General features: G+C 61.3%; 20 protein-coding genes. 11 read left to right on the top strand and 9 right to left on the bottom strand.

What is annotated here, in order from left to right; translation table 11 throughout:
• Nucleotide 1: 1 nt before the first annotated feature.
• From ACTRWK_RS12760 to ACTRWK_RS12735, 6 genes are all read right to left on the bottom strand, one after another.
• Complete coding sequence (locus ACTRWK_RS12760; RefSeq protein WP_289082014.1) at nucleotides 2-1,498, bottom strand: di-heme oxidoreductase family protein; 1,497 nt, start codon at nucleotides 1,496-1,498, stop codon at nucleotides 2-4.
• A gap of 58 nt (nucleotides 1,499-1,556) precedes the next feature.
• A complete protein-coding gene (locus ACTRWK_RS12755; RefSeq protein ID WP_005849086.1) occupies nucleotides 1,557-2,561 on the bottom strand; it encodes a porin family protein in 1,005 nt (334 codons plus the stop codon).
• Between the two features lie 45 nt (nucleotides 2,562-2,606).
• Entirely contained in the window at nucleotides 2,607-3,866 is a 1,260-nt protein-coding gene (locus tag ACTRWK_RS12750) for an imelysin family protein (RefSeq protein ID WP_037942083.1), read from the bottom strand.
• Between the two features lie 204 nt (nucleotides 3,867-4,070).
• Nucleotides 4,071-5,348, bottom strand: a complete 1,278-nt coding sequence (locus ACTRWK_RS12745; protein WP_289082015.1) for a flavin-dependent oxidoreductase — start codon at nucleotides 5,346-5,348, stop codon at nucleotides 4,071-4,073.
• Between the two features lie 169 nt (nucleotides 5,349-5,517).
• Nucleotides 5,518-5,889, bottom strand: a complete 372-nt coding sequence (locus ACTRWK_RS12740) for an Hpt domain-containing protein (RefSeq protein ID WP_005849092.1) — start codon at nucleotides 5,887-5,889, stop codon at nucleotides 5,518-5,520.
• Nucleotides 5,889-6,872 carry a response regulator gene (locus ACTRWK_RS12735; protein WP_037942088.1) on the bottom strand — a complete coding sequence of 328 codons (984 nt, stop codon included), beginning with the start codon at nucleotides 6,870-6,872 and terminating at the stop codon, nucleotides 5,889-5,891. The genes ACTRWK_RS12740 and ACTRWK_RS12735 overlap by 1 nt, the downstream gene beginning before the upstream one ends.
• 166 nt (nucleotides 6,873-7,038) lie before the next feature.
• Between ACTRWK_RS12735 and ACTRWK_RS12730 the strand changes: the two genes are divergently transcribed.
• The 8 genes from ACTRWK_RS12730 (at nucleotide 7,039) to ACTRWK_RS12695 (ending at nucleotide 17,694) form a co-directional block, all read left to right on the top strand.
• Entirely contained in the window at nucleotides 7,039-8,055 is a 1,017-nt protein-coding gene (locus ACTRWK_RS12730) for an aldose epimerase family protein (protein WP_289082016.1), read from the top strand.
• A 113-nt stretch (nucleotides 8,056-8,168) separates the two neighbouring features.
• The gene (locus ACTRWK_RS12725) at nucleotides 8,169-8,642 is read left to right on the top strand and encodes a MarR family winged helix-turn-helix transcriptional regulator (protein ID WP_005849095.1); all 474 of its coding nucleotides are present in this window, start codon (nucleotides 8,169-8,171) and stop codon (nucleotides 8,640-8,642) included.
• Nucleotides 8,639-9,907, top strand: a complete 1,269-nt coding sequence (locus ACTRWK_RS12720; protein WP_064216649.1) for a multidrug effflux MFS transporter — start codon at nucleotides 8,639-8,641, stop codon at nucleotides 9,905-9,907. The genes ACTRWK_RS12725 and ACTRWK_RS12720 overlap by 4 nt, the downstream gene beginning before the upstream one ends.
• Before the next feature lie 74 nt (nucleotides 9,908-9,981).
• A complete protein-coding gene (locus tag ACTRWK_RS12715) occupies nucleotides 9,982-11,148 on the top strand; it encodes an efflux RND transporter periplasmic adaptor subunit (RefSeq protein ID WP_037941872.1) in 1,167 nt (388 codons plus the stop codon).
• 21 nt (nucleotides 11,149-11,169) lie between these two features.
• Nucleotides 11,170-14,283, top strand: a complete 3,114-nt coding sequence (locus tag ACTRWK_RS12710; RefSeq protein WP_289082017.1) for an efflux RND transporter permease subunit — start codon at nucleotides 11,170-11,172, stop codon at nucleotides 14,281-14,283.
• Nucleotides 14,284-14,445: 162 nt separating this feature from the next.
• Entirely contained in the window at nucleotides 14,446-14,904 is a 459-nt protein-coding gene (locus tag ACTRWK_RS12705; protein WP_009824309.1) for a (2Fe-2S)-binding protein, read from the top strand.
• A 3-nt stretch (nucleotides 14,905-14,907) separates the two neighbouring features.
• Nucleotides 14,908-17,085 (top strand): xanthine dehydrogenase family protein molybdopterin-binding subunit, encoded by a 2,178-nt coding sequence (locus ACTRWK_RS12700; RefSeq protein WP_289082018.1) that lies wholly within the window; start codon nucleotides 14,908-14,910, stop codon nucleotides 17,083-17,085.
• Between the two features lie 3 nt (nucleotides 17,086-17,088).
• Entirely contained in the window at nucleotides 17,089-17,694 is a 606-nt protein-coding gene (locus tag ACTRWK_RS12695) for a hypothetical protein (RefSeq protein WP_005849102.1), read from the top strand.
• Between the two features lie 70 nt (nucleotides 17,695-17,764).
• On the opposite strand, the gene ACTRWK_RS12690 is transcribed toward ACTRWK_RS12695, so the two are convergent.
• From ACTRWK_RS12690 to ACTRWK_RS12680, 3 genes are read right to left on the bottom strand one after another with little or no spacing between them, the layout of a single operon-like run.
• Nucleotides 17,765-18,235: a MaoC family dehydratase gene (locus ACTRWK_RS12690; protein ID WP_005849103.1), complete on the bottom strand. Its 471-nt coding sequence runs from the start codon at nucleotides 18,233-18,235 to the stop codon at nucleotides 17,765-17,767.
• 11 nt (nucleotides 18,236-18,246) lie between these two features.
• Nucleotides 18,247-19,251: an NADP-dependent oxidoreductase gene (locus ACTRWK_RS12685; protein WP_288960691.1), complete on the bottom strand. Its 1,005-nt coding sequence runs from the start codon at nucleotides 19,249-19,251 to the stop codon at nucleotides 18,247-18,249.
• Between the two features lie 18 nt (nucleotides 19,252-19,269).
• The gene (locus ACTRWK_RS12680) at nucleotides 19,270-20,268 is read right to left on the bottom strand and encodes an NADPH:quinone oxidoreductase family protein (protein ID WP_009824306.1); all 999 of its coding nucleotides are present in this window, start codon (nucleotides 20,266-20,268) and stop codon (nucleotides 19,270-19,272) included.
• Between the two features lie 124 nt (nucleotides 20,269-20,392).
• On the opposite strand from ACTRWK_RS12680, the gene ACTRWK_RS12675 reads away from it, so the two are divergent.
• The 3 genes from ACTRWK_RS12675 to ACTRWK_RS12665 are packed head-to-tail and all read left to right on the top strand — an operon-like array spanning nucleotide 20,393 to nucleotide 23,513.
• Nucleotides 20,393-21,568, top strand: coding sequence for an acyl-CoA dehydrogenase family protein (locus tag ACTRWK_RS12675; RefSeq protein WP_005849108.1), 1,176 nt, complete (start codon nucleotides 20,393-20,395; stop codon nucleotides 21,566-21,568).
• 4 nt (nucleotides 21,569-21,572) lie between these two features.
• Nucleotides 21,573-22,688 (top strand): acyl-CoA dehydrogenase family protein, encoded by a 1,116-nt coding sequence (locus ACTRWK_RS12670; RefSeq protein WP_235208564.1) that lies wholly within the window; start codon nucleotides 21,573-21,575, stop codon nucleotides 22,686-22,688.
• Between the two features lie 3 nt (nucleotides 22,689-22,691).
• Entirely contained in the window at nucleotides 22,692-23,513 is an 822-nt protein-coding gene (locus ACTRWK_RS12665; protein ID WP_009824304.1) for an SDR family oxidoreductase, read from the top strand.
• The last annotated feature ends 4 nt before the right edge of the window (nucleotides 23,514-23,517 follow it).

Here is a 23,517-nt window from a genome sequence, read left to right as displayed (position 1 = left end):
GTTACAAACTTTCCAGATAGTGGATCAAAGCATCACGGTCTGCGGGTGGCATGTCAATGACGCGGTTCTTGGCGGGCTCGGCCTCTCCGCCATGCCAAAGCACGGCTTCCAGCAGTGACCGCGCGCGCCCGTCGTGCAGGAATTGCGTATGTCCCGATACGGTTTCGGTCATGCCAATCCCCCACAGCGGCGCGGTGCGCCATTCGGTGCCGGTGGCGCGGGCCTCGGGGCGGTGATCGGCCAAGCCTTCGCCCATGTCATGCAGCAACATATCGGTATAGGGCCAGATCAGCTGAAAGCTTTGCTCTGGCTGGTCCTTCAGACGATGGGTGACAAAGCTGGGCTGGTGGCAGTCGGCGCAGCCCGTCTCATGGAACACCTGTTTGCCGCGCAGCACCTCGGGTGTGTCCGCGTCACGACGGGCGGGCACGGCAAGGTTACGGCTGTAGAAGGTGACCAGATCCAGCCCTTCAGCGTCAATCTCGAACCCGCGCACGTCACCGGCCCCATGAGGCGCGTTTACGCAGGCATCCTGAATGGTCGAACAATCGCCAAACGGATCGCCGAAGATCGGGTTAGAGATGCCGATATCGCCCGCAAAGGCCCCAGCTGATTGTTCGCGGATCGTGGGCATCCCGGCCTTGAGCCCGAAACGGCCCAGCATCGGCATGTTGTATTCCTGCGACCAGACGATATTGGCGCGGCCCGAAATACCGTCACTATCCGCGTCATTCGGGTCTGCGAGCGCCAGAATATCCGCGGCAGGGATCGCTTCGAGAAGCCCAAGCCCGATCATTTGCGGCGTCACACGGGGCGACAGCATCGCGTCGGGGTGCAGCGGACCATAGCCAAGATCAGCCGCGGTGTATGTCGGGTGCCGCAAGGACACGACCTGCCCGCCCGACAGGGTCACGGGGACTTCGGTATAATCGATCTGCAAGCGGTACTCGGCACTATGCCCCGAGACGGCGAAATCCTGCATCTGCGTGCCGTAGGTGGGTTCGGCGAGCGTGGCCAGATACCCTTCGATCTCTTTTATGTTGCCGGCGTCTTCGTTGCCCGGAATAGACACGCGGAGGAACATGGAAATCGCGCTGTCGTCGGGGCCCTCGGGCGGGTGGCCGCGCCCGTCCTTGATGTGGCAGCTTTGGCACGACCGCGCGTTGAACAAGGGCCCCAACCCGTCAGAGGCCAGCGTCGAGGAAGGCGACGACACCCACAGCTTGCGAAACAGCCCATTGCCCAGCTTGAAGGTCAGCTCGTCCTCGAACGACATATTACCCGAGGCCTGCGAAAACGCATCGGCGTTCATGCGCGGGCGAACGGTGGCCGCGCCGCCGCTGTTCACCTCGAACGGGCTGGGGGCGTCAAAACTGTCGGGTGGGGCGGTCACATCGGCGATACGGGCCGTCTCATCGGCGGTACGCGGGATGATATCCAGATGGGGTTCATCAAGCGGCCCGGCGTAGACCGGACCGCTCAATAGGGGCAGGGACATCACCAGGGCCTGAGGGATAAAAGACCGGAGGAAATGCATATTCTGCCCTATTTCGATATTAGAAGGGGATCACCAGCGATGCCCCGACAGCGGTAAAGTCGTTGCCGTCTACATCGTAGAAGCCGACGCCACCACCAAGCGACATATCATTCTCGAACGTGTAGTCTACACCCACGGTGATCAAATCGTCGTAACCATTCGCGGTGTTGTCGATGCCGGTGTAGCTGGCAGAGTAGGCCCACGGCCCCTGAACGTAAGAACCGCCCAATGTCGCATAGGTGGAATCCTCGCCCGTGCCTGCGAACCCGTCGAAATAGGCCACTTCGGCGATCAGGTCGAAACCGTTGCCAAAGTCATGCGCCATCCCGATGACGGCCCCTTTTTCGTCGGATACATCGCTGTCACCCGCGGTCAGGAAACGCCCGCCAACCCAATAGGTCGTGTCGCCAACTTCTTGCGTGTACTGTAGCGCCACGTTGTTCAGCTTGCCGGTGTTACCCGCGCCGCCGTCCGCGGTGGTGTTGCGGCCGCGTTTTGTCCCCAGCGAGTCGCTGAACGCCGTGTCATCCGCATAGAACAGCGCAAAGGACAGAACCCCGCCGGAGGCGGCGACGGGCATGTCGAATGTCGCACCGATCACTTCGGACAACTCATAGTCTTCGGCCAGCGACGTGCCGTAGAAACCGGGGGCTGCGTCCCATGCAACAGCGAAGGTCGGGCTTACTTTACCGACGCTCAGCTCGCCTGCGGCCAGATCAAAGCGCAGGCCAAGTTCGTTCACATAAAGACCCAGATCGTCGAACTGACGGGTCTCGGCCGGGTCTGTGACGCTTTCCAGGGTCACTTCACCAAACAGCGTGATGCTGGTCGCGACACCAGCTTCGAAGGCGAGCGAAAGGCTGGCGTAGTTATCGGTCAACTCGCCTGCAGGATCATCGGATGTGACGGTGCTGTCGACGCCGATTTCAAACTCACCGCCCCAGACAAATGCCTGTTCTTGAGCCAAAAGGGGAGTGGCACCGGTCAGCGCCAAAGCGCAACCGGCGAGAGCTAGTTTCTTCATTCTTGTTTACTTTCAGTGGGAGGAGGAACTCATGAAAACGGGGTATTACTCGAACACGGCGCCGGGGCTATCGAGGCTGTCGGAGCCTTCAATCGCCACGTCATCGACGCCGAGTGTGGCAACGACGCGTTCGATGGTCTTGGTCTGTGCGATCAGGGCGTTCACCCCCCCCATGACCAAGGCTTCGCCGCCCTTGTTGCCGCGCGCCATCATCTGGTCATAGGACATGCCCGCTTCGGCAGCGGTCTTGATCTGGCCAAGCTTGCGCATGGTGGTCGACAGGTTCAGCTGCATTTCCGCATCCAGATCAGCGTTTTCGGCAGCGACCAGATCGGACAGGGACGGGCCGGTGACCAGCGTGCCGTCGGTACGCGCATAGGCTCCGAGGTACACGTTCTGGATGCCCAGACCGTCGTAATAGTGGCTGTTGTGCGTGTTGTCCGAGAAGCAGTCATGCTCTTCTTCAGGGTCGTTCAGCATCAGACCAAGGCGCATGCGTTCGCCCGCGAGCTCACCGTAAGACAGCGACCCCATGCCTGTCAGCATCGCCGAGATCGCGCCGTCTTCGTTGTCGGTCAGGTTGGTGCGCGCGGCACCGCCTTCGGCCCATTGTGCAACCATATATTCCAGATCGGTCACGATCAGATCGGCAGCAGCCTTGAGGTACTGACCGCGGCGGTCGCAATTATCATTGGTGCAGTCTTCGCCCGTGGCGTAGTCTGTCCAGTCACGCCCACCGGCCCCGTGTTCCGTGCCGTTCAGATCCTGCCCCCAGAGCAGGAATTCAACCGCGTGGTAGCCCGACGCCACATTGGCTTCGTTCCCGTCGGCTTCGTGCAAGGTTTCGGCAAGGAAGTCGGGGGTGATTGTGCTGGCGTCAACTTCGGTGCCCGACAGTGTGAAGGTCGCGTTCGCGATAACGTTCAACGCGGCGGCGGCGTTTTCATCGGTGGCCCCGCCATATGAGGCATCAACATAGTCGATCAGACCTTCGTCCAGTGGCCAGGCGTTCAGCTTGCCTTCCCAGTCGTCAACGATGGGGTTACCGAAACGGTAGGCTTCGGTCTGCTGGTAGGGGACGCGCGCTGCCAGCCACGCGGTGCGGGCGGCTTGCATCGTGTCGGCGGAGGGCTCTGCGATCAGGGCATCCACGGCGTCGACCAGCGCTTGGGCTGTGATCAGGCTGTCGCCGTAGGCGGCTTCGGCGATGTCGGCGTATGTGTCGATCACCTCGGACTTCTCTACCGCCAAAGCGGGGGAGGCCAAGGTCAATGCAAGCACAGAGGTCATCAAGCTGCGGGTCATACGTTCAGTTCCTTTTGACGGATCGCGCCTGCGGATGCTGTCGACAATTGCGGATCGACGGGCCGCGCCGGAGGCATGGAAATTATGCGCAATACCTGAACAGTATCGCGGGGAAGGTCAACCCGACAATTTTAGTAAGATAACTTTTTTGCCGCTCACGTTTTTGGCATTGCCCAAAAAATACGCGGTGATCCTAGGGGCTTACTATGTAAGGCGTGCGACCTGGGGCAAAGTAGGGTCAGAAGCATTCAACCGATCAACGGCAAATCCTGCTGCGGTCTTGTACTGCGCCATATACTCGGCCCGTTCCTGAGGAGGGATCACGTCGTCGATCTGGTCGAAGGCACCGCCACAACGGTCGTTCACCATGTTCAGCAGCCCGAAAGGACCGGCCCCGCGATTGCGTAGGATCAGCTCTGATATCGGTCCGCAATAAGCGTCGTCAAAACTGCGCAGCGCCGCGGGGGTTACCCCGTCTTGCAGGAAGCGCGCGCACAGATGGCGGGCGTCCATGATCGCCTGGCTCGCGCCGTTCGATCCCGTGGGATACATGGCATGGGCCGCGTCGCCGATCAGGGCAACAGGGCCGTCGACCCATGTGGGGATCGGATCTCGGTCGATCATCGGGTTCTCGTAAATCTCTGTCGCGCCGCGCAGCAGGGCGGGGACATCCAGCCAATCGTAAGTCCAGCCGTCAAAGTGATGTGCAAAGTCCGACAGCTCCGCCGGACGGTACCAACCGCTTTTGCGATCCTCGGTCTCGTCCAGCGTGACTTCGGCGATCCAGTTGATGGTGGCATAGCCCTCGGCATCGGGGGCTGAAATCGGATAGATCACCATGCGCTGGCGGTGGTCGCCAAGCCCGACAAACGAAGACCCCGTGCGCACCGGTTTTGCCCGCGAGGTGCCGCGCCACATCAAAGCACCACCCCAGTGGATCGGCGGCTGATCGGGATGCATCTGCGCACGCACGGCGGAATGTATCCCGTCGGCACCGATCAGCAGGGTGCCCTCGGCACGTGTCTGTGACCCGTCGGCATGGGCGATATGCGCGGTTACGCCACCCGCTGGCCCGTGGGTGTATCCGGTGATCTTGGCGCCAAGCTGCACGGCCTCGGCACCAGCGCGGTCCACCAGCGTTTGATACAATAGCATATGCAGCTGGCCCCGATGCGCGGCATATTGCGGCCAGCGATAGCCTGCGTCGGTGCCGCGCGGCTCTGCGTAAATCTCTTGCCCCTTCTGCCCGACCAGCGCCCATTCCTTTGCGGGCACGCCGATTTCGTCAAGCTGCGCTTCGGTCAACCCCAGATCAAAGAGCTCGCGCACGGCATTGGGCTGGATGTTGATCCCCACACCCAGCGGTTTCAAGCTGCGCACCTGTTCATAAACGGTGCAGCGCAGGCCAAGCTGGTGCAGCGAAAGCGCCAGTACTAGGCCGCCGATACCGCCGCCTGCGATCAGGATATGGGGTTGGGTCATGGTGCAGTTCCGCTTTCGACTAGGGGCAATTCGTTGCGCGACGAACGTCCTACATCATGGTGCGGAAATCAATGGGATGTCTGGGAAAGCGGGGCACACCCCGCATCGCCGGAGCGCGAGGCGCTGCAACGGCAAATGGCCCGTGGGGGCCGGAAGCGCAAAGGACCGTTTAGGCGGATTCCAGCGCGGATTGTTCGGCAATCAAAGCTTCGGAGGATTTTAGGAAGTCATCCAGACCAAAGATAATCTCGGTCGGGCAGTTGGCGATCTTGCCCTTGGGGCCATCCAGATGCGCGTCAATCGCAAGCTCGTTGTCGCGCGCCACGGTACCCAGATCGTCGAACCCTAAAGAACCGGCCGTGCCCGCGATCTGGTGCAGAATGGTACGGGCTTCGGCGAGGTTATCGTTGATCTCTTGCAGCGTGCTGCCTTCCCAGGCGGCCAGTGCGTGCTCGGCCAGCGCACGCTGGCGCTGCTCTAGCATATCGAGGAACCGCGCGCGAATACGCTCGATCCCCGGTAACTCCAGCTTCTTGTGCATCACGCTGTTCTCCCCACATTCCAGAAGTCGTTCTGGACCTTCTGGTAGTTGGCTGTCGCTTCTTCGGCAGAGGCATGCGCCTCTGACAGCGCATCCATGACCGAGGAATTTGTCTTCCACATCAACCGCACCGCCTTGCCGGCGCAAATACGTGGGTTGATGTGTTGACCACGGTTATCGAACAATTCGGTTTTTGCCAGCGAAATGTTGATATTATTCGCCAAAAGCTTTGGATCAGGGCGCCAGCCGCTTTCTGTGATGCATACAAACGTGCCGCCGCCTGCGTAAGACATGAGGAACTGGCACCCTTCCAGCGTATCCGAAATGATCTCTCCGACATCGCTGAGCATGCTGCAGAATTCGAAGTTCGACATGTTTTCGTGGAAGATTTCGACATCGCGGATGTTGAAGGCAAAACAGATCGAGCCGAACAGGTCGCTGCGCGACAATTGCTGCACATAGTTCTCAAGCGCCATGAACTCGATCAGGTTGTTCACATCATGGATCGCCATCGGCTCGTGTAATTGCACGGCGCGTTCGGGCCGACCGTCGTGATGGGTAACCGCCTTGGCCGCGAACACTTTGCTCGTGCGGGTTGCCAACCCGTCAACCGCGCGTTCAACCAGCGACAGCCGCGCCTTAAGCTCGGTCATTTCGAACGGCTTGGTCACATAGTCGGTCGCACCGGCAGAGAAGGCGGCGTCGATATAGGATTTTTCGGACATCGCGGTCAGCATCAGGATCGGCGCATCCATATATTGCTTCATCGCACGGATCTGGCTGGCCAGCTGGATACCGTCGGTGACCGGCATCTGAATATCCAGAAGGAAGCTGTCGAACGGGGCGCGGGCGTTGTCCTTGATCGCCTCAAGTGCATCGGCAGCGCATTCGGCAGTGACCAGTGTATGGTCTGTCATGCCTTCAATGAAATGCGACAAAAGCTCTAGGATGATTGGGTCGTCATCTACCGCAAGAATTTTCATTTGTTTGCCTTACTACTTGTCCGTAACAGCTCGGTATGGCTGTTTCTGTTGTTTTCTATCTGATGGCGAAACTTGTCATAATTGGGGCGATCTCGGTTAAATACTTAGGCATTTAGGCTAATTAGATGTTCGTTTGAGCAGTTGAATAGACGAAAGGGACCATTCGATGACGACGGCACAGAGCAAGAAAAATAAAGCCGATTCAACGGTTTTCGGCACAACGCCAGAGGGTGAAAAGATCGTCCGGCATCAGATCAGCAATGGCGGTACGTCGATTTCCGTTTTGTCTTGGGGGGCAACGATTCAAGAGCTTCGCGTCATGGGGGAATCGCATTCGCTGCTACTGGGCGGGCGCGACGTGGCTGCCTATCTTGGCAGCATGCAGTACTTCGGCGCGGTGGTCGGTCCGGTCGCCAATCGCATCGCGGGCGCAGAGATGGAGATTGCGGGCATCCGGCATCAGCTTGATCAAAACGAAGCAGGACGGACCACATTGCACAGCGGCGTCGCGGGGTATTCTGGCCGGAACTGGCGCTTTACCAATGTCACCCCCACGGGCTGCCGGCTTGAGCTGCACCACCCCGACGGGTTGGGCGGGATTCCCGGGAATATTGACGCCTCTGTTACATACACGATTGATACTGCAGGACATCTAGAGATCGAGATGACGGGCGCGGCGGATCAGCCCACCTATTTCAATCCCGCCTTTCATGGCTATTGGAACCTGTCGGGATCGGCGGATCTGTCGGATCACCGCCTGATGGTGCCCGCGACCAGTTACCTTGCTGTGGATGACGCTCAACTCCCGTTAGGCGCGCCCGTCTCGGTAGCGGGCAGCGAATTCGACTATCGCCATGCGCGCGCCATCGGGCCGGTGCTGGATCACAACTTTTGCCTGTCCCAAGGCGGGGACCAGATGGTGCTTGCGTGCCGGTTAAGCACTCAACGTCTACAGTTGGATGTGTTGACAGATCAACCTGGGGTGCAGCTCTATAACGGCGCGCATATTGATACAGGTGCGGATCTGGGCGTGGACGGAGGCGCCTATGGGCCCCAGGCAGGGCTTGCGATCGAGCCGCAGTTCTGGCCCGATACCCCGCACCACCCCGAGTATCCCGATTGTTTGCTGCTGCCGGGAAAGCCCGTGCGCTACCGATCCCGGTTCGAGCTGCGCCGCATTTGACAGCTTTACCGTGGTAACCTCACGTTTTTTTGGGGCAGGGTCGAATTGACACTTGGTTCAAGATGTATCAGTGCGCTATATAATAAGGTAAACATATTAAAAGCGGACAAGACATGCGTACCAAGATCAACCCCGACAGCTTTGGTTTCCTTATCAGCGACATCGGCAGGCTCAGCCGTGGCGTATTCGAGCGCGAGATCGAAGCCGCCGAGCTTCCTGTGACGGCGGCAGAGGCACGGGTGCTGGCGCATATGGCGCGCTGCGGGGCGACGCGGCAGCATATGCTGGCTGAAAGTCTTGGCATGACGCCGATGAGCCTCACGGGGTTTCTGGACCGTCTGGAAGCGGCAGAGCTGATTGCCCGTACCGCCGACCCGAATGACCGCCGCGCCAAGATCGCGTCCCTGACCCCGCGAGCCAATGACATCCTGTCGCAGATCGCACAGGCCGGCGCACGGGTAGAGACAATCATTTCGGAAGGATTGACGCCAGAGCAGTGGCAGACCTTCCGCGCCACGGCCTTGACCCTGCGACAGAACCTGTCGGCGTCCCGCGGGGCGACGTGCAAATCTGAGGCCGCCGAATGACAACGCCCATTATGTCAGAACGGCGGGTCAGTCTGATCGGCGCGCTTCTGGTGGCCATCGGACCTGTATCGATGGCCTTGTATACGCCCGCGATGACAGAGCTGGTGCGCGTCTTTGACACCACGGAATCCGCGATCAAGCTGACGCTGACGCTTTATTTCGGGGGCTTCGCCTGTGCGCAGCTGATCGCAGGGCCGCTGTCGGATGCGCTTGGACGGCGGCCGATCACGATTGCCTTCATGGCGCTTTATTGTGTGGCCAGTGTCGCTGCGACCCTGTCGCCCACGGTAGAGGTTCTGATGGGCGCGCGTTTCCTGCAAGGCATCGGTGCCTCCGCGGGCATCGCGATCTCGCGGGCATTGGTGCGGGATCTGTTCACCGATGACCGGTCGTCGCGGATCATGAACCTGATCGGGATTATTCTAGCTCTTGGTCCGGCGCTGGCCCCGACCATCGGGGGGCTGATGCTGCCGGTGTTTGGTTGGCAGTCGATTTTCTTGCTGATGACCGTGATCGGTTTCCTCGTGATCTGGGTCGCGCTTTTTTCCATGAAAGAAACCGTGACCGCAGACCCCTCGCGCCTGAATTTCAAGGCGCTTGGCCGGACCTACAAGGCTTTGCTCAGCAATCCGCAGTTCCTATCCGCCGCTTTGGTGATGGGCGGTGCACTTGGGGCGCTCTATGCGCAGGCGACATTCCTGCCGTTTATCCTGATGGACGAGGTCGGGCTGACGCCTGCGCAATTCGGGGCGTCGATGTTGGCGCAATCGGGCAGCTTCTTTACCGCGTCCTTGTTGGTGCGTCAGCTGATGGGCCGGTTTTCGGCAGACCGGCTGGTCGGGCCGGGGCTGGTGTTTGTGGCCTTGGGCAGTCTGGGGACGTTAACCCTGCTGCTTTGGCCGCCGAGCTTTCTGCATGTGATGGTGCCGGTCGCGACCTATTCTTTCGGGATTGCCTTTGTGATGCCTGCCATGTCCACCGCGGCACTTGCCCCCTTTGGGCGGGCTGCGGGGGCGGCGGCGTCGATGCTGGGCTTTATCCAGATGGGGTCCGGTTTGTTGGTCGGGTCGCTTGGTGCCTTGCTGGGCAATGCGCTTTTGGCTATGGCAACCCTAATCCCGATGATGGGCGCGGTAGCTTGCGTGTCGTTTCTGGTTTATCGCAAGATCCAGCCTCGGCCCGCAGCCGCTGCACCGGCAGAAACCCGTGCCACCTGCGGGCCCAAGGTGACGGCGCCGTCGCCCGTGTCGGCACCGGAAAAATAGGGCAATTTGTCCGCCCCATCCACAGCACCCCGCGGTGGTGCTTTCGATTTGAACTAAAAGACAGGATCGTCAGAATGTACTCCTTGATCTCCGGGCTGCGCTGCGCCGCCCTTGCAACGGCTATTTGTGCGGTGTCTGTCCCCGCAACGGCGCAGCAGGGCGAACGCCCGCCCGCTGCCGTCACCGTCATGACGATGCAGCCGCAGGATGTGCAGCTTGCCACGACCTTGCCCGGACGCGTTGTCGCCTCTGCCGAGGCAGAGGTGCGCCCGCAGGTAGCCGGCATCATCACAGAGCGTCTGTTTGCCGAGGGTGAGCCCGTGGCGGAAGGCGATGTGCTGTTTAAAATTGATCCCATCGTTTACGAGGCCGCTGTCGCGCAGGCGCAGGCATCGGTCGCGCAGGCGCAGGCGCAAGCCAGCTCTGCCGAGCGGGAGGCCAAGCGGCTCGAGGAACTATCCTCGCGCAATGTTGCCAGCGATCAGGCGCTGGATGCGGCGGTAGCGGCACGCGACAGCGCGGCGGCTTCGCTTCAGGCGGCGCAGGCGGGGCTGCGCTCTGCCCAGATCGAGCTGGATCACACGCAGGTCCGCGCCCGTCTATCGGGCGAGATCGGGCGGTCCCTGACCAGCCCCGGTGCCTTGGTGACCAACAGTCAGGCCAGCCCTCTGGCCGTGATCCGCAACATTGATCCGGTCTACGTCGATGTGACGCAATCAGCGGCCGAACTGCTGGATTGGCGGCGCGGCAATGCGGAAAAGCGCCTTGGCGATACCCCGCGCGAGGTCAAGCTGACGCTGGCCGATGGCAGTATCTATGACCAGACCGGTACGCTGACCGCCGCCGAACCCGATGTGGACCAGCAAACCGGTGTCGTCGTGCTGCGGATGGCCTTTGACAACCCCGACCGTCTGCTGCTGCCGGGCATGTATGTGCGCGTTGAAATGCCCACGGGGATCGCGAAAGGTGCCTTCCTTGTCCCGCAAGAAGCCGTAAGCCGCGACCGTCGCGGGCAGCCGCTGGCGATGGTGGTGAACGGCGACAACGTCGTCGAACAGCGCCAGTTGACCGTGCTGCAGGACCGCGGATCGGACTGGATCGTGAGCGAGGGGTTATCGGCGGGCGACCGTGTGATCGTGATGGGGCTGCAAAAGGCCGCGCCCGGTGCGACCGTTACTCCGCAAGAGCAAGCCGCCCCAGACGCCAAGTCCGAGGACGCCGCACCGGCACCCGCCGAATAACCAAAAGCCGGAGCGTTTTGCATGGCCCGTTTCTTTATTGACCGCCCCATCTTCGCATGGGTGATTTCGATTTTCATCATGGGTATCGGCGTCTTGTCGATCCTCAACCTACCCGTGGCGCAGTACCCGCAGATCGCGCCGCCCTCTGTGGCTGTGCGCGCGTCCTATCCCGGTGCCTCGGCGCAGACGGTGGCCAATACGGTGACGCAGGTGATCGAACAGCAGATGACCGGTCTGGACGGGCTGCGCTATATCTCGTCGTCGTCCACCAGCGAAGGCGGGGCGAGCATTACGCTGACCTTCGAGACCGGCACAGATGTCGATATCGCGCAGGTGCAGGTGCAGAACAAACTGTCGCAAGCCTCTGCCTTGTTGCCGGAACCGGTGCAGCGGCAGGGGATCACGGTGCAAAAATCCTCTGCCGGCTTCTTGATGGTGATCGGGCTGATTGGCGAGAACGGGAAGTATGACGCCACCGATCTTGGCGATTACATGCAATCCAATCTGGTGAACGAGATCAGCCGCGTCGAAGGCGTAGGCAGCGTACAAGTGTTCGGGGCGCAATACGCGATGCGCATCTGGCTTGATCCGGTGAAGCTCGCCGCGTTTGAATTGACCCCGTCCGACATCGTGGCAGCGGTTTCAGCCGAGAACGCGCAGATTTCAGCGGGATCCTTTGGCAGCCGTCCTGCCGTCGAAGGGCAGGCGCTGAACGCCACGATCACCGCGCAATCTCTGCTGACAAGCCCCGAGGATTTCCGCCAGATTGTGCTGCGCGCAGAAACCGACGGCGGGCTGGTGCTGCTGAATGATGTCGCGCGGGTCGAGATCGGGTCGGAAAGCTATGCCACGATCTCGCGCTACAACCGTAATGCGGCGACCGGCATGGCGGTCAGCCTTGCCCCCGGTGCCAATGCGCTGGATACAGCCGCCGCCGTCGAACAGCGGATCGAGGAACTGTCGGCGTTCTTCCCCGAAGGCGTGAGCTATGTCGTGCCCTTCGATACGACGCCCTTCGTGAAAATCTCTATCGAAGAGGTGATCAAGACCCTGATCGAGGCGATCGTGCTGGTCTTCATCGTCATGTATCTGTTCTTGCAGAACATCCGCGCCACCTTGATCCCGACGCTGGCGGTGCCGGTTGTATTGCTGGGCACCTTTGGCGTGCTCGCGGCCTTTGGCTTTTCGATCAATACGCTGACGATGCTGGGCATGGTGCTGGCGATTGGTCTGCTCGTCGATGACGCGATTGTGGTCGTCGAGAACGTCGAACGGATCATGGAGCAGGAACACATCGGCCCGCTTGAGGCGACGCGCAAGTCGATGGACCAGATCACCGGCGCCCTGATCGGGATCGCGGTGGTTCTGTCGGCGGTCTTTGTGCCGATGGCGTTTTTCCCCGGCTCGACGGGGGTGATCTATAAGCAGTTCTCGATCACCATCATCTCGGCGATGACGCTGTCGGTGGTGGTCGCGTTGACCCTGACGCCCGCGCTTTGTGCGTCTCTGCTCAAGCAGGGCAGCCACGAGAAGCGGCGCGGGTTCTTTGGCCTGTTCAACCGCGGTTTTGACAAGACACTTGGTGGGTATACCGGCACGGTCGGCTGGCTCGTGCGGCGTCCGCTGCGGGTCGGGCTGGTCTATCTGGCGATCATCGCGGCGATGGTGTTCTTGTTCATGCGCACGCCCGCAGGCTTCCTGCCGGCCGAGGATCAGGGCACGCTGTTCACACTGGTGCAGGCCCCCACGGGGGCGACGGCGGAACGCACGCTTGAGGTCATCAAACAGGTCGAGAACTACTATCTGGAAAACGAGGGCGACGTCGTTGAATCCGTCTTCGGCGTAGTGGGCTTCAGCTTTGCGGGCCAAGGGCAGAACCTTGGTCTGGTCTTCGTACGACTGAAAGACTGGGAGCAACGCACAGAGGCGGCGCAAAGCGTGCAGGCGGTGGCGGGGCGGGCCTTTGGTGCCTTCAGCCAGATACAGGATGCGATGGTCTTCCCCATCGTGCCGCCCTCGGTCAGCCAGCTTGGCAACGTGTCGGGCTTTGATTTCTACCTGCAAGGCCGCGGCGGTCAAAGCCACGAACAGCTCCTGGAGGCCCGCAATCAGCTTTTGGGGATGGCGGCGCAAAGCCCGCTGATCGCCTCTGCCCGCCCCAGCGGGTTGGAAGATGCGGCGCAGTTCAATCTGGATATCGACTGGCGCCGCGCCGGTGCGATGGGGGTCAGTGCCACGGATGTGGGCAACCTGCTGACCGTCGCCTGGGCGGGTCGTTATGTGAACGACTTTGTCGATGAGGGGCGGATCAAACGGGTCTATGTGCAGGGCGAGGCCGCTGCCCGCGCGACCCCGTCGGATCTTGAGAAATGGCGCGTGCGCAATGACAGCGGGGGGCTGGTGCCCTTCTCTAACTTTGCCGAAGGAAGCTGGGCGTACGGGCCGCAGGGGGTGAACCGCTATAACGGTATCCCCGCGATGCAGATCCAGGGTTCTCCCGCCGAAGGGGTCAGCACAGGCGAGGCAATTGCAGAGCTTGAACGTCTGGTCACCCAGTTGCCCCCCGGCTTCCAGATCGCCTGGACCGGGTTGTCCTTGGAGGAACAGGAATCCGGCAACCAGGCCCCCTTGCTGTACGGTCTGTCCCTGGCGGCGATCTTCTTGGCGCTGGCGGCGCTTTATGAAAGCTGGTCGATCCCCTTTGCCGTGATGCTCGCCATGCCAATCGGCATTTTGGGGACCTTGACCGGCGCCTATCTGGGCGGGTTCGAAAACGGGGTTTTCTTTCAGGTCGGGCTGCTGACTGTTGTGGGCCTGACGGGGAAAAACGCGATCCTGATTGTCGAGTTTGCCCGCGACAGACGGCAAGAGGGCGAAAGCATCTTTGACGCCGCTATCGACGCCGCGCGGCAACGGTTCCGCCCCATCATTATGACCTCTATGGCGTTCTCGCTGGGGGTATTGCCGCTGGTGCTCAGCACCGGTGCGGGGTCCGGCGGACGTACCGCGATTGGGGCCGGTGTGCTGGCCGGTACGATTGCCGCAACTGTTCTGGGGGTTCTTTTCGTGCCGTACTTCTTTGCGATGGTGGCGCGTTTCATCGGGAAGGATCCGGTCAAGGACACCACCGGCTAGGCATCACCTTGCTTTGATGAAGTCAGGACGGAGGCAATCGCGCGTTGCCTCCGTCTTTTGCGTTGGGGCACATTGACGCGCCGCGGTTGCGGGCTAGTTCCCTCTGCGAGGGAAGCCCCAACATTCCACGCCAGCAGCCAACATCCAATAGGAGGAGCCAGCATGATAAACTTTACCCTGAACGGCAAAGAGGTGAGCGTAGACGCGCCCGATGACACGCCCCTCTTGTGGGTGCTGCGCGACGACCTGCGGCTGACCGGCACGAAATTCGGCTGCGGTATCGCGCAATGCGGTGCCTGCACGGTCGAGTTGAACGGCATGACCCGCCGCAGCTGCGTCACCCCGCTTTCTATGGTTGAAGGCTCCTATGTGACCACAATCGAGGGTGTCGACGGGCCAGAGGCCAAAGCGGTTCAAGCGGCATGGGAGGCGATCGACGTGCCCCAATGCGGCTGGTGCCAATCCGGTCAGGTGATGAGCGCCACGGCGCTGCTGCGCGAGATCCCGAACCCCACGGACGAGGATATCGACAATGCCATGGCCGGTAACATCTGCCGCTGCGCCACCTATGTCCGTATCCGCGAGGCGATCAAGAACGCCGCCAAAGAGCTGGAGGGGTAAGCCATGACCAATCTTAATCTCTCTCGCCGCGGTTTTCTGTCTACTGCTTCTGCCGGACTGGTGATCGGCGTTGTTCTACCCGAAAAATCGCGCGCCCAGTCCGGTGCCGCGACCGCCTTTGACCCGGCGGCCGATCCGACCACATTCGCGCCGAACGCCTTTGTTCGTGTCGCCCCCGATGACACGGTGACGGTGCTGATCAAACATATCGAATTCGGGCAAGGGCCGAACACCGGCCTTGCGACCCTCGTGGCCGAGGAACTGGATGCCGACTGGTCGCAGATGCGTGCCGAAAGCGCGCCTGCCAATGATGAACTTTACGCCAATACGCTGTTCGGGTTGCAGGGCACAGGCGGGTCCACCGCGATGGCGAACAGCTATATGCAGATGCGCAAGGCCGGCGCTGCCGCCCGCGCGATGCTGGTTGATGCCGCCGCCGCCGAATGGGGCGTGCCCGCGTCCGAGATCACGATCTCGAAAGGGCGGATATCCCACCCCAACGGGACCGAGGCAGGCTTTGGCGCTTTCGCTGAAAAAGCCGCAACCATGACCGCCCCCGCCGAACCCAAGCTGAAAGAGGCCAAGGATTTTACCCTGATCGGCACAGATGTGCCCAAGCTGGACACCCATGCCAAGACAACCGGTCAGGCCGAATACACGATGGATGTCTACCGCGAGGGGATGGAAACGGTGGTCGTGGCGCACCCCGATAAGATGGGTGCCGTTGTCGCCAGCTTTGACGATACCGACGCGCTGAAGGTGCCGGGTGTCATCGCGGTACGTGAAATCCCGCAAGGGGTCGCGGTCTATGCCAAGACCACCGGTGCCGCGCTCAAGGGGCGCGAGGCATTGCAGGTGTCATGGGATGACAGCAAAGCCGAAACTCGGTCGAGCGCGCAGATCTATGCGGATTTCTCGCGTGCCGCTGCCGAAGGCGGCCGTGCCGCGGAAGAGGTTGGCGATGCCATGGCGGGGATCGACGGGGCCGCGCAGGTGATCGAGGCAGAGCTCCACTTTCCCTATCTTGCGCATGCCGCGCTTGAACCGCTTGATGCCGTGCTCGAGGTCACGGACGGCAAGGCGGAGCTTTGGATGGGCTCGCAATTCCCGTCGCTCGACAAGCCGACGCTGGCCGCCACCTTGGGGATCGATCCATCGGATGTGCAGATCAACGTGATGTTCGCGGGCGGCAGCTTTGGCCGCCGCGCGCAGCCCACGGCCCATGTTGCCGCCGAAGTCGCCGAGATCGCGAAAGCCGCGGGTGGCAACGGGTCCTGGAAACTGCTTTGGACGCGCGAGGACGACATGATCGGCGGCTATTATCGCCCGCTGACCGTGCATAAGATGAAGGGCGGTCTGGACGCGGACGGCAATATCGTCGGGTGGCATGACGTGGTGGTGAACCAATCCATCATGGCCGGTGGTCCAATGGAAGGCATGATGAAAGACGGCATGGACCCCACGTCCTACGAGGGGGCCACCAAGATGCCCTACGACCTGCCCGCGCTGAAGGTGGATTGGGTCCGGCAGGACAGCCCCGTTTCCGTGCTCTGGTGGCGGTCGGTTGGCCATTCGCACACCGGTTACGCGACCGAGGTGTTTCTGGATCAACTGCTTGAAGCAGGGGGCAAAGACCCCGTTCAGGGGCGTCTGGACCTGATGAAAGGCGACGCCGGTCGCGACCGTGGCGTGTTGGAGAAAGTGGCCGCGCTGGCCGGTTGGGACGGCACTAAGGTGAAGGGGGATCGTGCCTACGGCGTTGCTGTGCACGAAAGCTTTAACACCTATGTGGCCCAGATCGTCGAAGTCTCGGATCGGGGCGGCTTCCCCAAGGTGCATAAAATCTGGTGCGCCGTTGACTGTGGCGTCGCCGTGAACCCCAATGTCATCCGCGCCCAGATCGAAGGCGGGGCGGGCTATGGTCTGGGATCGGTGCTGTTTGACGAGGTCACCCTTGGCGAAGGCGGCACCATCATGGAACGCAACTTTGACACCTACCGCATGCTGCGCATCAACGAGATGCCAGAGGTAGAGGTCGCGATCGTCCAAAGCGATAACGACCCCACCGGCATCGGCGAGCCGGGCTTGCCGCCTGTCGGTCCCGCCGTTGCAAACGCGTGGCGCGCCCTGACGGGGCAAGCTGTTACCAAACTGCCCTTTACCAAATCCGTAGGAGTGTAAGTCATGAAAAATACGCTGAACATCATGGCCATCACTGCGCTGATGGCGGGCCCTGTCATGGCAGAGACCGTCAACGGTCTGCGCACGGTTGACGAATTTGACGCGATCGAGGGGGAGGCAGAACGCTCCACCGCGCTTTTCGAGGAGATGATGGTGGTGATCGGGCATCCACGCTGCCTGAATTGCCACCCCGTCGATAACTCCCCACGCCAAGGGATGGATATGCAGATGCACGAACCCCCCGTGGTACGTGGAGAGGCGGACTTTGGCGCGCCCGGCATGCGCTGCAACACCTGTCATGGCGAACAGAACTTTACCTTTGCCGCGGGGGGCGGGTCGATCCCGGGGCATACCCCTTGGCAACTGGCCCCGATTGAAATGGGCTGGATCGGTAAATCGGCTGCCGAAATCTGTGCCCAGATCAAGGACGAGGAACGCAATGGCGGTAAGACCCTAGAAGAACTGCACGAGCATAACGCCGAAGACGGTCTGGTCGGCTGGGGGTGGCATCCGGGCGAGGGCCGCGAGCCCGCACCCGGCAGCCAGGAGATTTTTGGCGAGCTGACCAAGGCTTGGATCGAGACGGGTGCCGCCTGTCCCGCGGGGTAACCGAGGTGACGAAATATCAAAGGGCCGCGCAGGGATGCGCGGCCCTTTGTCTTTGCGCTGGTGTGGGTGTTTAGTCTTTGAACACCGCCAGCCCCAACCATTCGGCGACCATCGCGGGTGTCTCGACGCCTTCGATCTCGATCGTTAGCAGATTCTCGCGCAGCATATCGGTGGCGTTGCGCGCCGTCACCTTTTGCAGCGTGAACCGCCCGCGCAGCCGCGACCCCGCCTTGACCGGGGTCAGGAACCGCAGCTTGTTCATGCCATAGTTGATGCCCATCACCTGTCCGGGCATCATGTTAAAGCAATCATAGGCAAAGCGGCTCGCCAGCGACAGGGTCAGGAACCCGTGCGCAATCGTTCCGCCAAAGGGCGTTTCCGCAGCCGCGCGTTCGGGGTCGATGTGAATCCACTGCATGTCGTGGGTGGTTTTGGCAAATTGGTCGATCATCTCTTGATCCACCGTGATCCAGTCAGAGACCCCGACCTCGGTCCCGATCAGCGTTTCACTATGGGCTAGTGCCTCTTTCAATGCAGACATGGGATACTCCTTCAGGATGGGTCCGCGGCAACACGCACCATGCGCTTGCCCTTGTTCTCACCGGCCAGCAGGCCGATCAGCGCCTGTGGCGCGTTTTCCAATCCGTCGACGATGTCCTCGGTCACCTTGATCTGCCCCGCCTCGACCCAGGTCTGCAACGCGCGCAGCGCCTTGGCGTCGTTCTGGGTCCAGTCCATCACGATAAAGCCTTCCATCCGCAGACGTTTGACCACGACCAGACCGGGTAGGTTGCGCGGACCGGTGGGGGTTTCGGTGTCATATTGGCTGACAGCACCACAGCAGACGATGCGGCCCTTTTCGTTCATCGCGAACAACGCGGCCTCGAGCACGGTGCCGCCGACGTTGTCGAAATAGACATCCACCCCGTCGGGGCAGGCAGCACGCAGGGCTTTGGACATGCCGGGGGCGCGGTAGTCGATGCAGGCGTCAAAGCCCAACTCCTCCGTCACCCATTTGCATTTCTCCGCTCCGCCCGCGATGCCCACGACCCGACAGCCAAGCGCCTTGGCGATCTGGCCGACATAGCCGCCGACCGACCCTGCGGCGGCCGACACCAGCACGGTTTCACCCGCAACCGGTTGCCCGACAGAGATCAGCCCGTGATAGGCGGTTTTGCCCGCGATGCCGTAAACGGACATCAGGTTCGACAGCTGCGGCACCTTTGGCAATTTCTCGCATTTGCGCGCATCGGCGACGACAAAGTTCGACCACGTTGCCTCTGACGCGACGATATCGCCAACGGCCAGACGGTCGCTATTGCTCTCGACGACCTCGCAGATGGCATAGGTCGGCATGGCATCACCGGCGTTGACTGCCGCACGGTAGGTCGCGCCTTTCATCCACGACCGGTTGGCCGCGTCGATGGACATCAGGATCACCTTGAGCAGCACCTGACCGTCGCCCGCCACGGGCATATCGGCGGTGGTCTGTTTGAAATGCGCAGGCGTCAGCGAATCGCTGGGCAGCTCTGCGATGACAATCTGTGTGTTGGTCATTTTGAACGTCCTATCTGCTTATTGAACATCCAACACCACTTTGCCCTGCACCTTACGGTCCTGCATCAGGTTGAGAGCGTCGGCAGCTTTTTCCAGCGGATAGCGGGCAGAGATGCGCGGCTTGATCTGGCCACCCGCATACATACGGAACAGATCGGCCATGTTTTCGGCATGTACCTTGGGTTCACGTGCCGTATGCGCGCCCCAGAAAACACCCATGATCTGCGAGCCCTTAAGCAGCGTCAGGTTCAACGGGATCTTGGGGATACCGGCAGGGAAGCCCACGACCAGATAGCGGCCTTTCCACGCCAGCGCGCGTACGGCGGGTTCGGCATAGGCGCCGCCTACGGCGTCATAAACCACATCGACACCCTCACCGCCCGACAGCTTCTTGATCTCGTCCGAGAAGGCTTTCTGCGTCGCACGGTCGTCCATGTCGCGGCTGTAGATGATCGTCTCGTCCGCGCCCAGATCACGGCAGAACTGCGCCTTGTCTTCCGACGATACGGCAGCGATCACACGGGCACCGGCGGCTTTCGCCAGTTCGATCGCGGCCACGCCAACGCCGCCCGCAGCGCCCATGATCAGCAAGGATTCGCCGGGCTGGATTTCGGCGCGGTTTTTCAGCGCGTGATGGGAGGTGCCATAGGTCAGCACCAGACATGACGCTTCGTCATATGGCATCGCATCGGGGATCTTCTGCACCCGTTCCGCGTCCACAATGATGTCTGTCGCAAAGCCGCCAAAGCCGGTCATCGCCAGCACCCGGTCGCCCACAGCAACGTTGGAAACGCCCTCTCCCACGGCGTCCACATCACCTGAAACCTCGCCACCCGGCGCGAAGGGGCGGGGCGGCTTCATCTGGTAAAGATCCTTGATAATCAAGGTGTCAGGGAAGTTCAGCCCCGCTGCGCGGATGCGAATACGCACCTGACCTTTCTTCGGTTCAGGCTGTGGCATCTCTGTCAGTTCCAGCGTTTCGGGGCCGCCGGGGGCAGTGCTAAGCATGGCTTTCATCGGGTCATTCCTCCTCTAGATTTGCAAAGCAATAGGCGCGTTCAGAAACTGTCTTGTCAATCGAATTTCGAAATGCAATTTTGCAGTGCGGAATTGGAGTTCGCAAAACGAGGGGGGAGAAAAGATGCAGTCCGAACAGGAACTGGAGGGTTTCCGCGCGGAGCTGCGCGATTGGCTAGAGGCAAACTGCCCGGCCGAAATGCGCGGCGGTGAGCCGAGTGAAGCATCGATATGCTGGGGTGGCAAGAATTTTGAGTTCGAATCCGACGCGCAGCGCGTCTGGATGGAGCGCGCCGCGTCCAAGGGCTATACCGTGCCCACATGGCCCGTCGAATACGGCGGGGCGGGGATGAACCGCGCGCAGGAAAAGATCTTTAAAGAAGAGATGGACCGGATCGAGGCGCGCAACCCGTTGCAAAGCTTTGGTATCTGGATGCTTGGGCCCGCCTTGCTGCACTTTGGCACGCATGAACAGAAACTGCATTATTTGCCCCCGATCGCCCGCGGTGAAATCCGCTGGTGTCAGGGCTATTCCGAGCCGGGGGCCGGGTCGGATCTGGCCAGTGTCCAGACCAAAGGCGAGGACAAGGGCGATCATTGGCTGGTAAACGGTCAGAAAATCTGGACCTCCTACGCCGATAAAGCCGACTGGATTTTCGCGCTGATCCGTACGGATCGTGACGCGCCCAAGCACAAGGGTATCTCCTTTCTGCTGATCGATATGGAAGACGCAGGCGTCGAGACCCGCCCGATCAAGCTGATCTCCGGCGCGTCGGTCTTCTGCGAGACGTTCTTTACCAATGTGAAGGTGCCCAAGGACCGGATCGTCGGCGAAGAGAACCGCGGTTGGGACGTGGCGAAATACCTGCTGACCCACGAGCGCGAGATGATCTCGGGCGGGGGGCAGGGCCTGTCGGGCGGTCGTGCGCTTGGGGCGGTGCTGAATGAATCTCTGGCCGAGGGGCAAGAAATGGACACCGTGCTGCGTGCCGATGCGATGCGCTGCGAGGTGGACGCGCTTGCCATTGGCCTCACGCTGGAACGCTACAAGGATCAGGCCGAGGCCGGTACCGGCGCGGGGGATGCCTCGGCGATGCTGAAATACATGGGCACAGAGCTGAACATGCAGCGTCACGAGTTGCTGATGGCCGCGGGTGGCAGCGACGCGCTGGAATGGGACGGGCCTTTGGGCAACCGTCCCGCGGACTGGCTGCGGACTAAGGCCAATTCAATCGAAGGCGGCACGAGCGAGGTGATGCTGAGCATTATCTCCCGCCGTGTGCTTGGGCTTCCGGGGTAAGATCATGGTAAAACTAGTATTAACAGAAGACGAAACCATGCTGGCCGACTCGGCGCGCGGTTTTCTTGATAAATCCGCCCCCGTTAAAGCGTTCCGCGACTTGCGCGATGCCGGGCAGACCCATGACGCGAAGATGTGGAAAGAGATGGCCGCGATGGGATGGGCCGGTGTGCTGGTCCCTGAAAGTGCCGGTGGCGTTGATATGGGCCATGCTGCTGCGGGTATCCTGGCGCAGGAAATGGGCAAGACGCTGGCCGTCAGCCCGTTCCTGTCGACGGCGGTGATCGCGGCGACAGCCCTGCGCCACGTCAGCGATGCGCGCGCCGAGGCCGCGCTGGCCAAGATTGCCAGCGGCGACGCGACCTATGCCTTGGCGGTGGATGAGACATCGAAGTTCAACCCGGATGCCACGGCAATGACCGCCACGGCGGAAGGCAATGGTTTTCGCCTGACGGGCAAGAAGACCTTTGTCGTCGATGGTGCTTTGGCGGACCGTTTGCTGGTGCTGGCCAAGACAGACAACGGGCTGACCCTGTTCGACATTCCCGCAGACCGTGCGGGCATCACACGCAACGCACAGAACATGATCGACGCACGCGATTCCGCGCGCATCGATTTTGATAACGTCGAAGCAACGGGCGACGATGTGTTGGGTCAGGTCGATGACGCCATGACCGTGCTGAAACCCGCGATCGAGGCAGGGCAGGCCGCCCTCGCCGCCGAGATGGCAGGCGTTGCTGCGGGCGCCTTTGGCATGACCGTCGGCTACCTGAAAGAACGCAAGCAGTTCGGCACGTTGATCGGCACCTTCCAAGCCTTGCAACACCGCGCCGCCCATCTGTGGTGCGAGACGGAAGTCACCGCCTCTGCCGTGTTGCACGCGGGGCGCAAGCTGGACGAAGACCCCGACAATGCGACGATGGCCGTGTCGCTCGCCAAGGCCCGTGCGACATCGACCGCCAAGCTGGCGGTGATCGAAGGGGTGCAGATGCATGGCGGGATCGGCATGACGGACGCCTTTGACATCGGCTTTTACATGAAGCGCGCCCGTGTGGGTGCCGAATGGCTCGGGGACTACGGCTATCACGCTGCCCAGGTCGCCAAGCACAGAGGATTCTAAGGCATGGATATTCAAACACTTTTCGGCCTAGAGGGTAAAACCGCGCTGGTCACAGGCGGGGCGACCGGGATTGGCCGCATGGCCGCCGAGGCGCTGGTGCGTGCCGGTGCCCGCGTGTTGATCGCCAGCCGTAAGGGCGAGGCCTGCGAGGCCGTGGCGAAAGAACTGAATGCGCTCGGGGCCTCCGGCTCTGCCGAGGGGTTTGCAGGGGATGTCGGCACCGAGGAAGGTGTCGATGCAATGGTCGCAGCCGTGAAGGACCGCACCGAGAGCCTTGATATCCTGATGAACAACGCGGGCATCACCTGGGGCGCACCTTTGGGTGATTTCCCGTTCAAGGCCTGGGGCAAGGTCATGGACGTGAACGTCGCGGGTCTGTTCGATCTGACGCAAAAACTGCTGCCGCTGCTCAAGGCGAACGCGACAATCGACGATCCGGCGCGGGTGGTGAACGTCGGATCGGTGATGGGCGAACGCGAAATGGGCGATGGCGCCTATAGCTACTCTGCCTCGAAGGCCGCGGTGATCCACCTGAGCAAGATCCTCGCCAAGGAACTGGCAGGTGACGCGATCACCGTGAACGCATTGGCCCCCGGACCCTTCGTGTCGCGGATGACCGCCTTTGCGACCCACGACGAGGATATGCGCAACAAGGTGGGCGAAGACGTCCCCCTGCGCCGCGTCGGCACCGATACGGATATCGCGGGCTGCATGTTGTTCCTTTGTGGCAAGGGCGGCGCCTATATCACCGGCGCGATCGTCCCCGTCAGCGGCGGCATCAATGTGATGAGCGGGCCGAACATCTTTGAACAAGCACTGCACTAAGGGG

This window comes from Sulfitobacter sp. G5_S2_6_S6, assembly GCF_054968505.1.
Note: the sequence above shows the minus strand (reverse complement) of the source record. Positions and strands in the feature narration are given on the sequence as shown.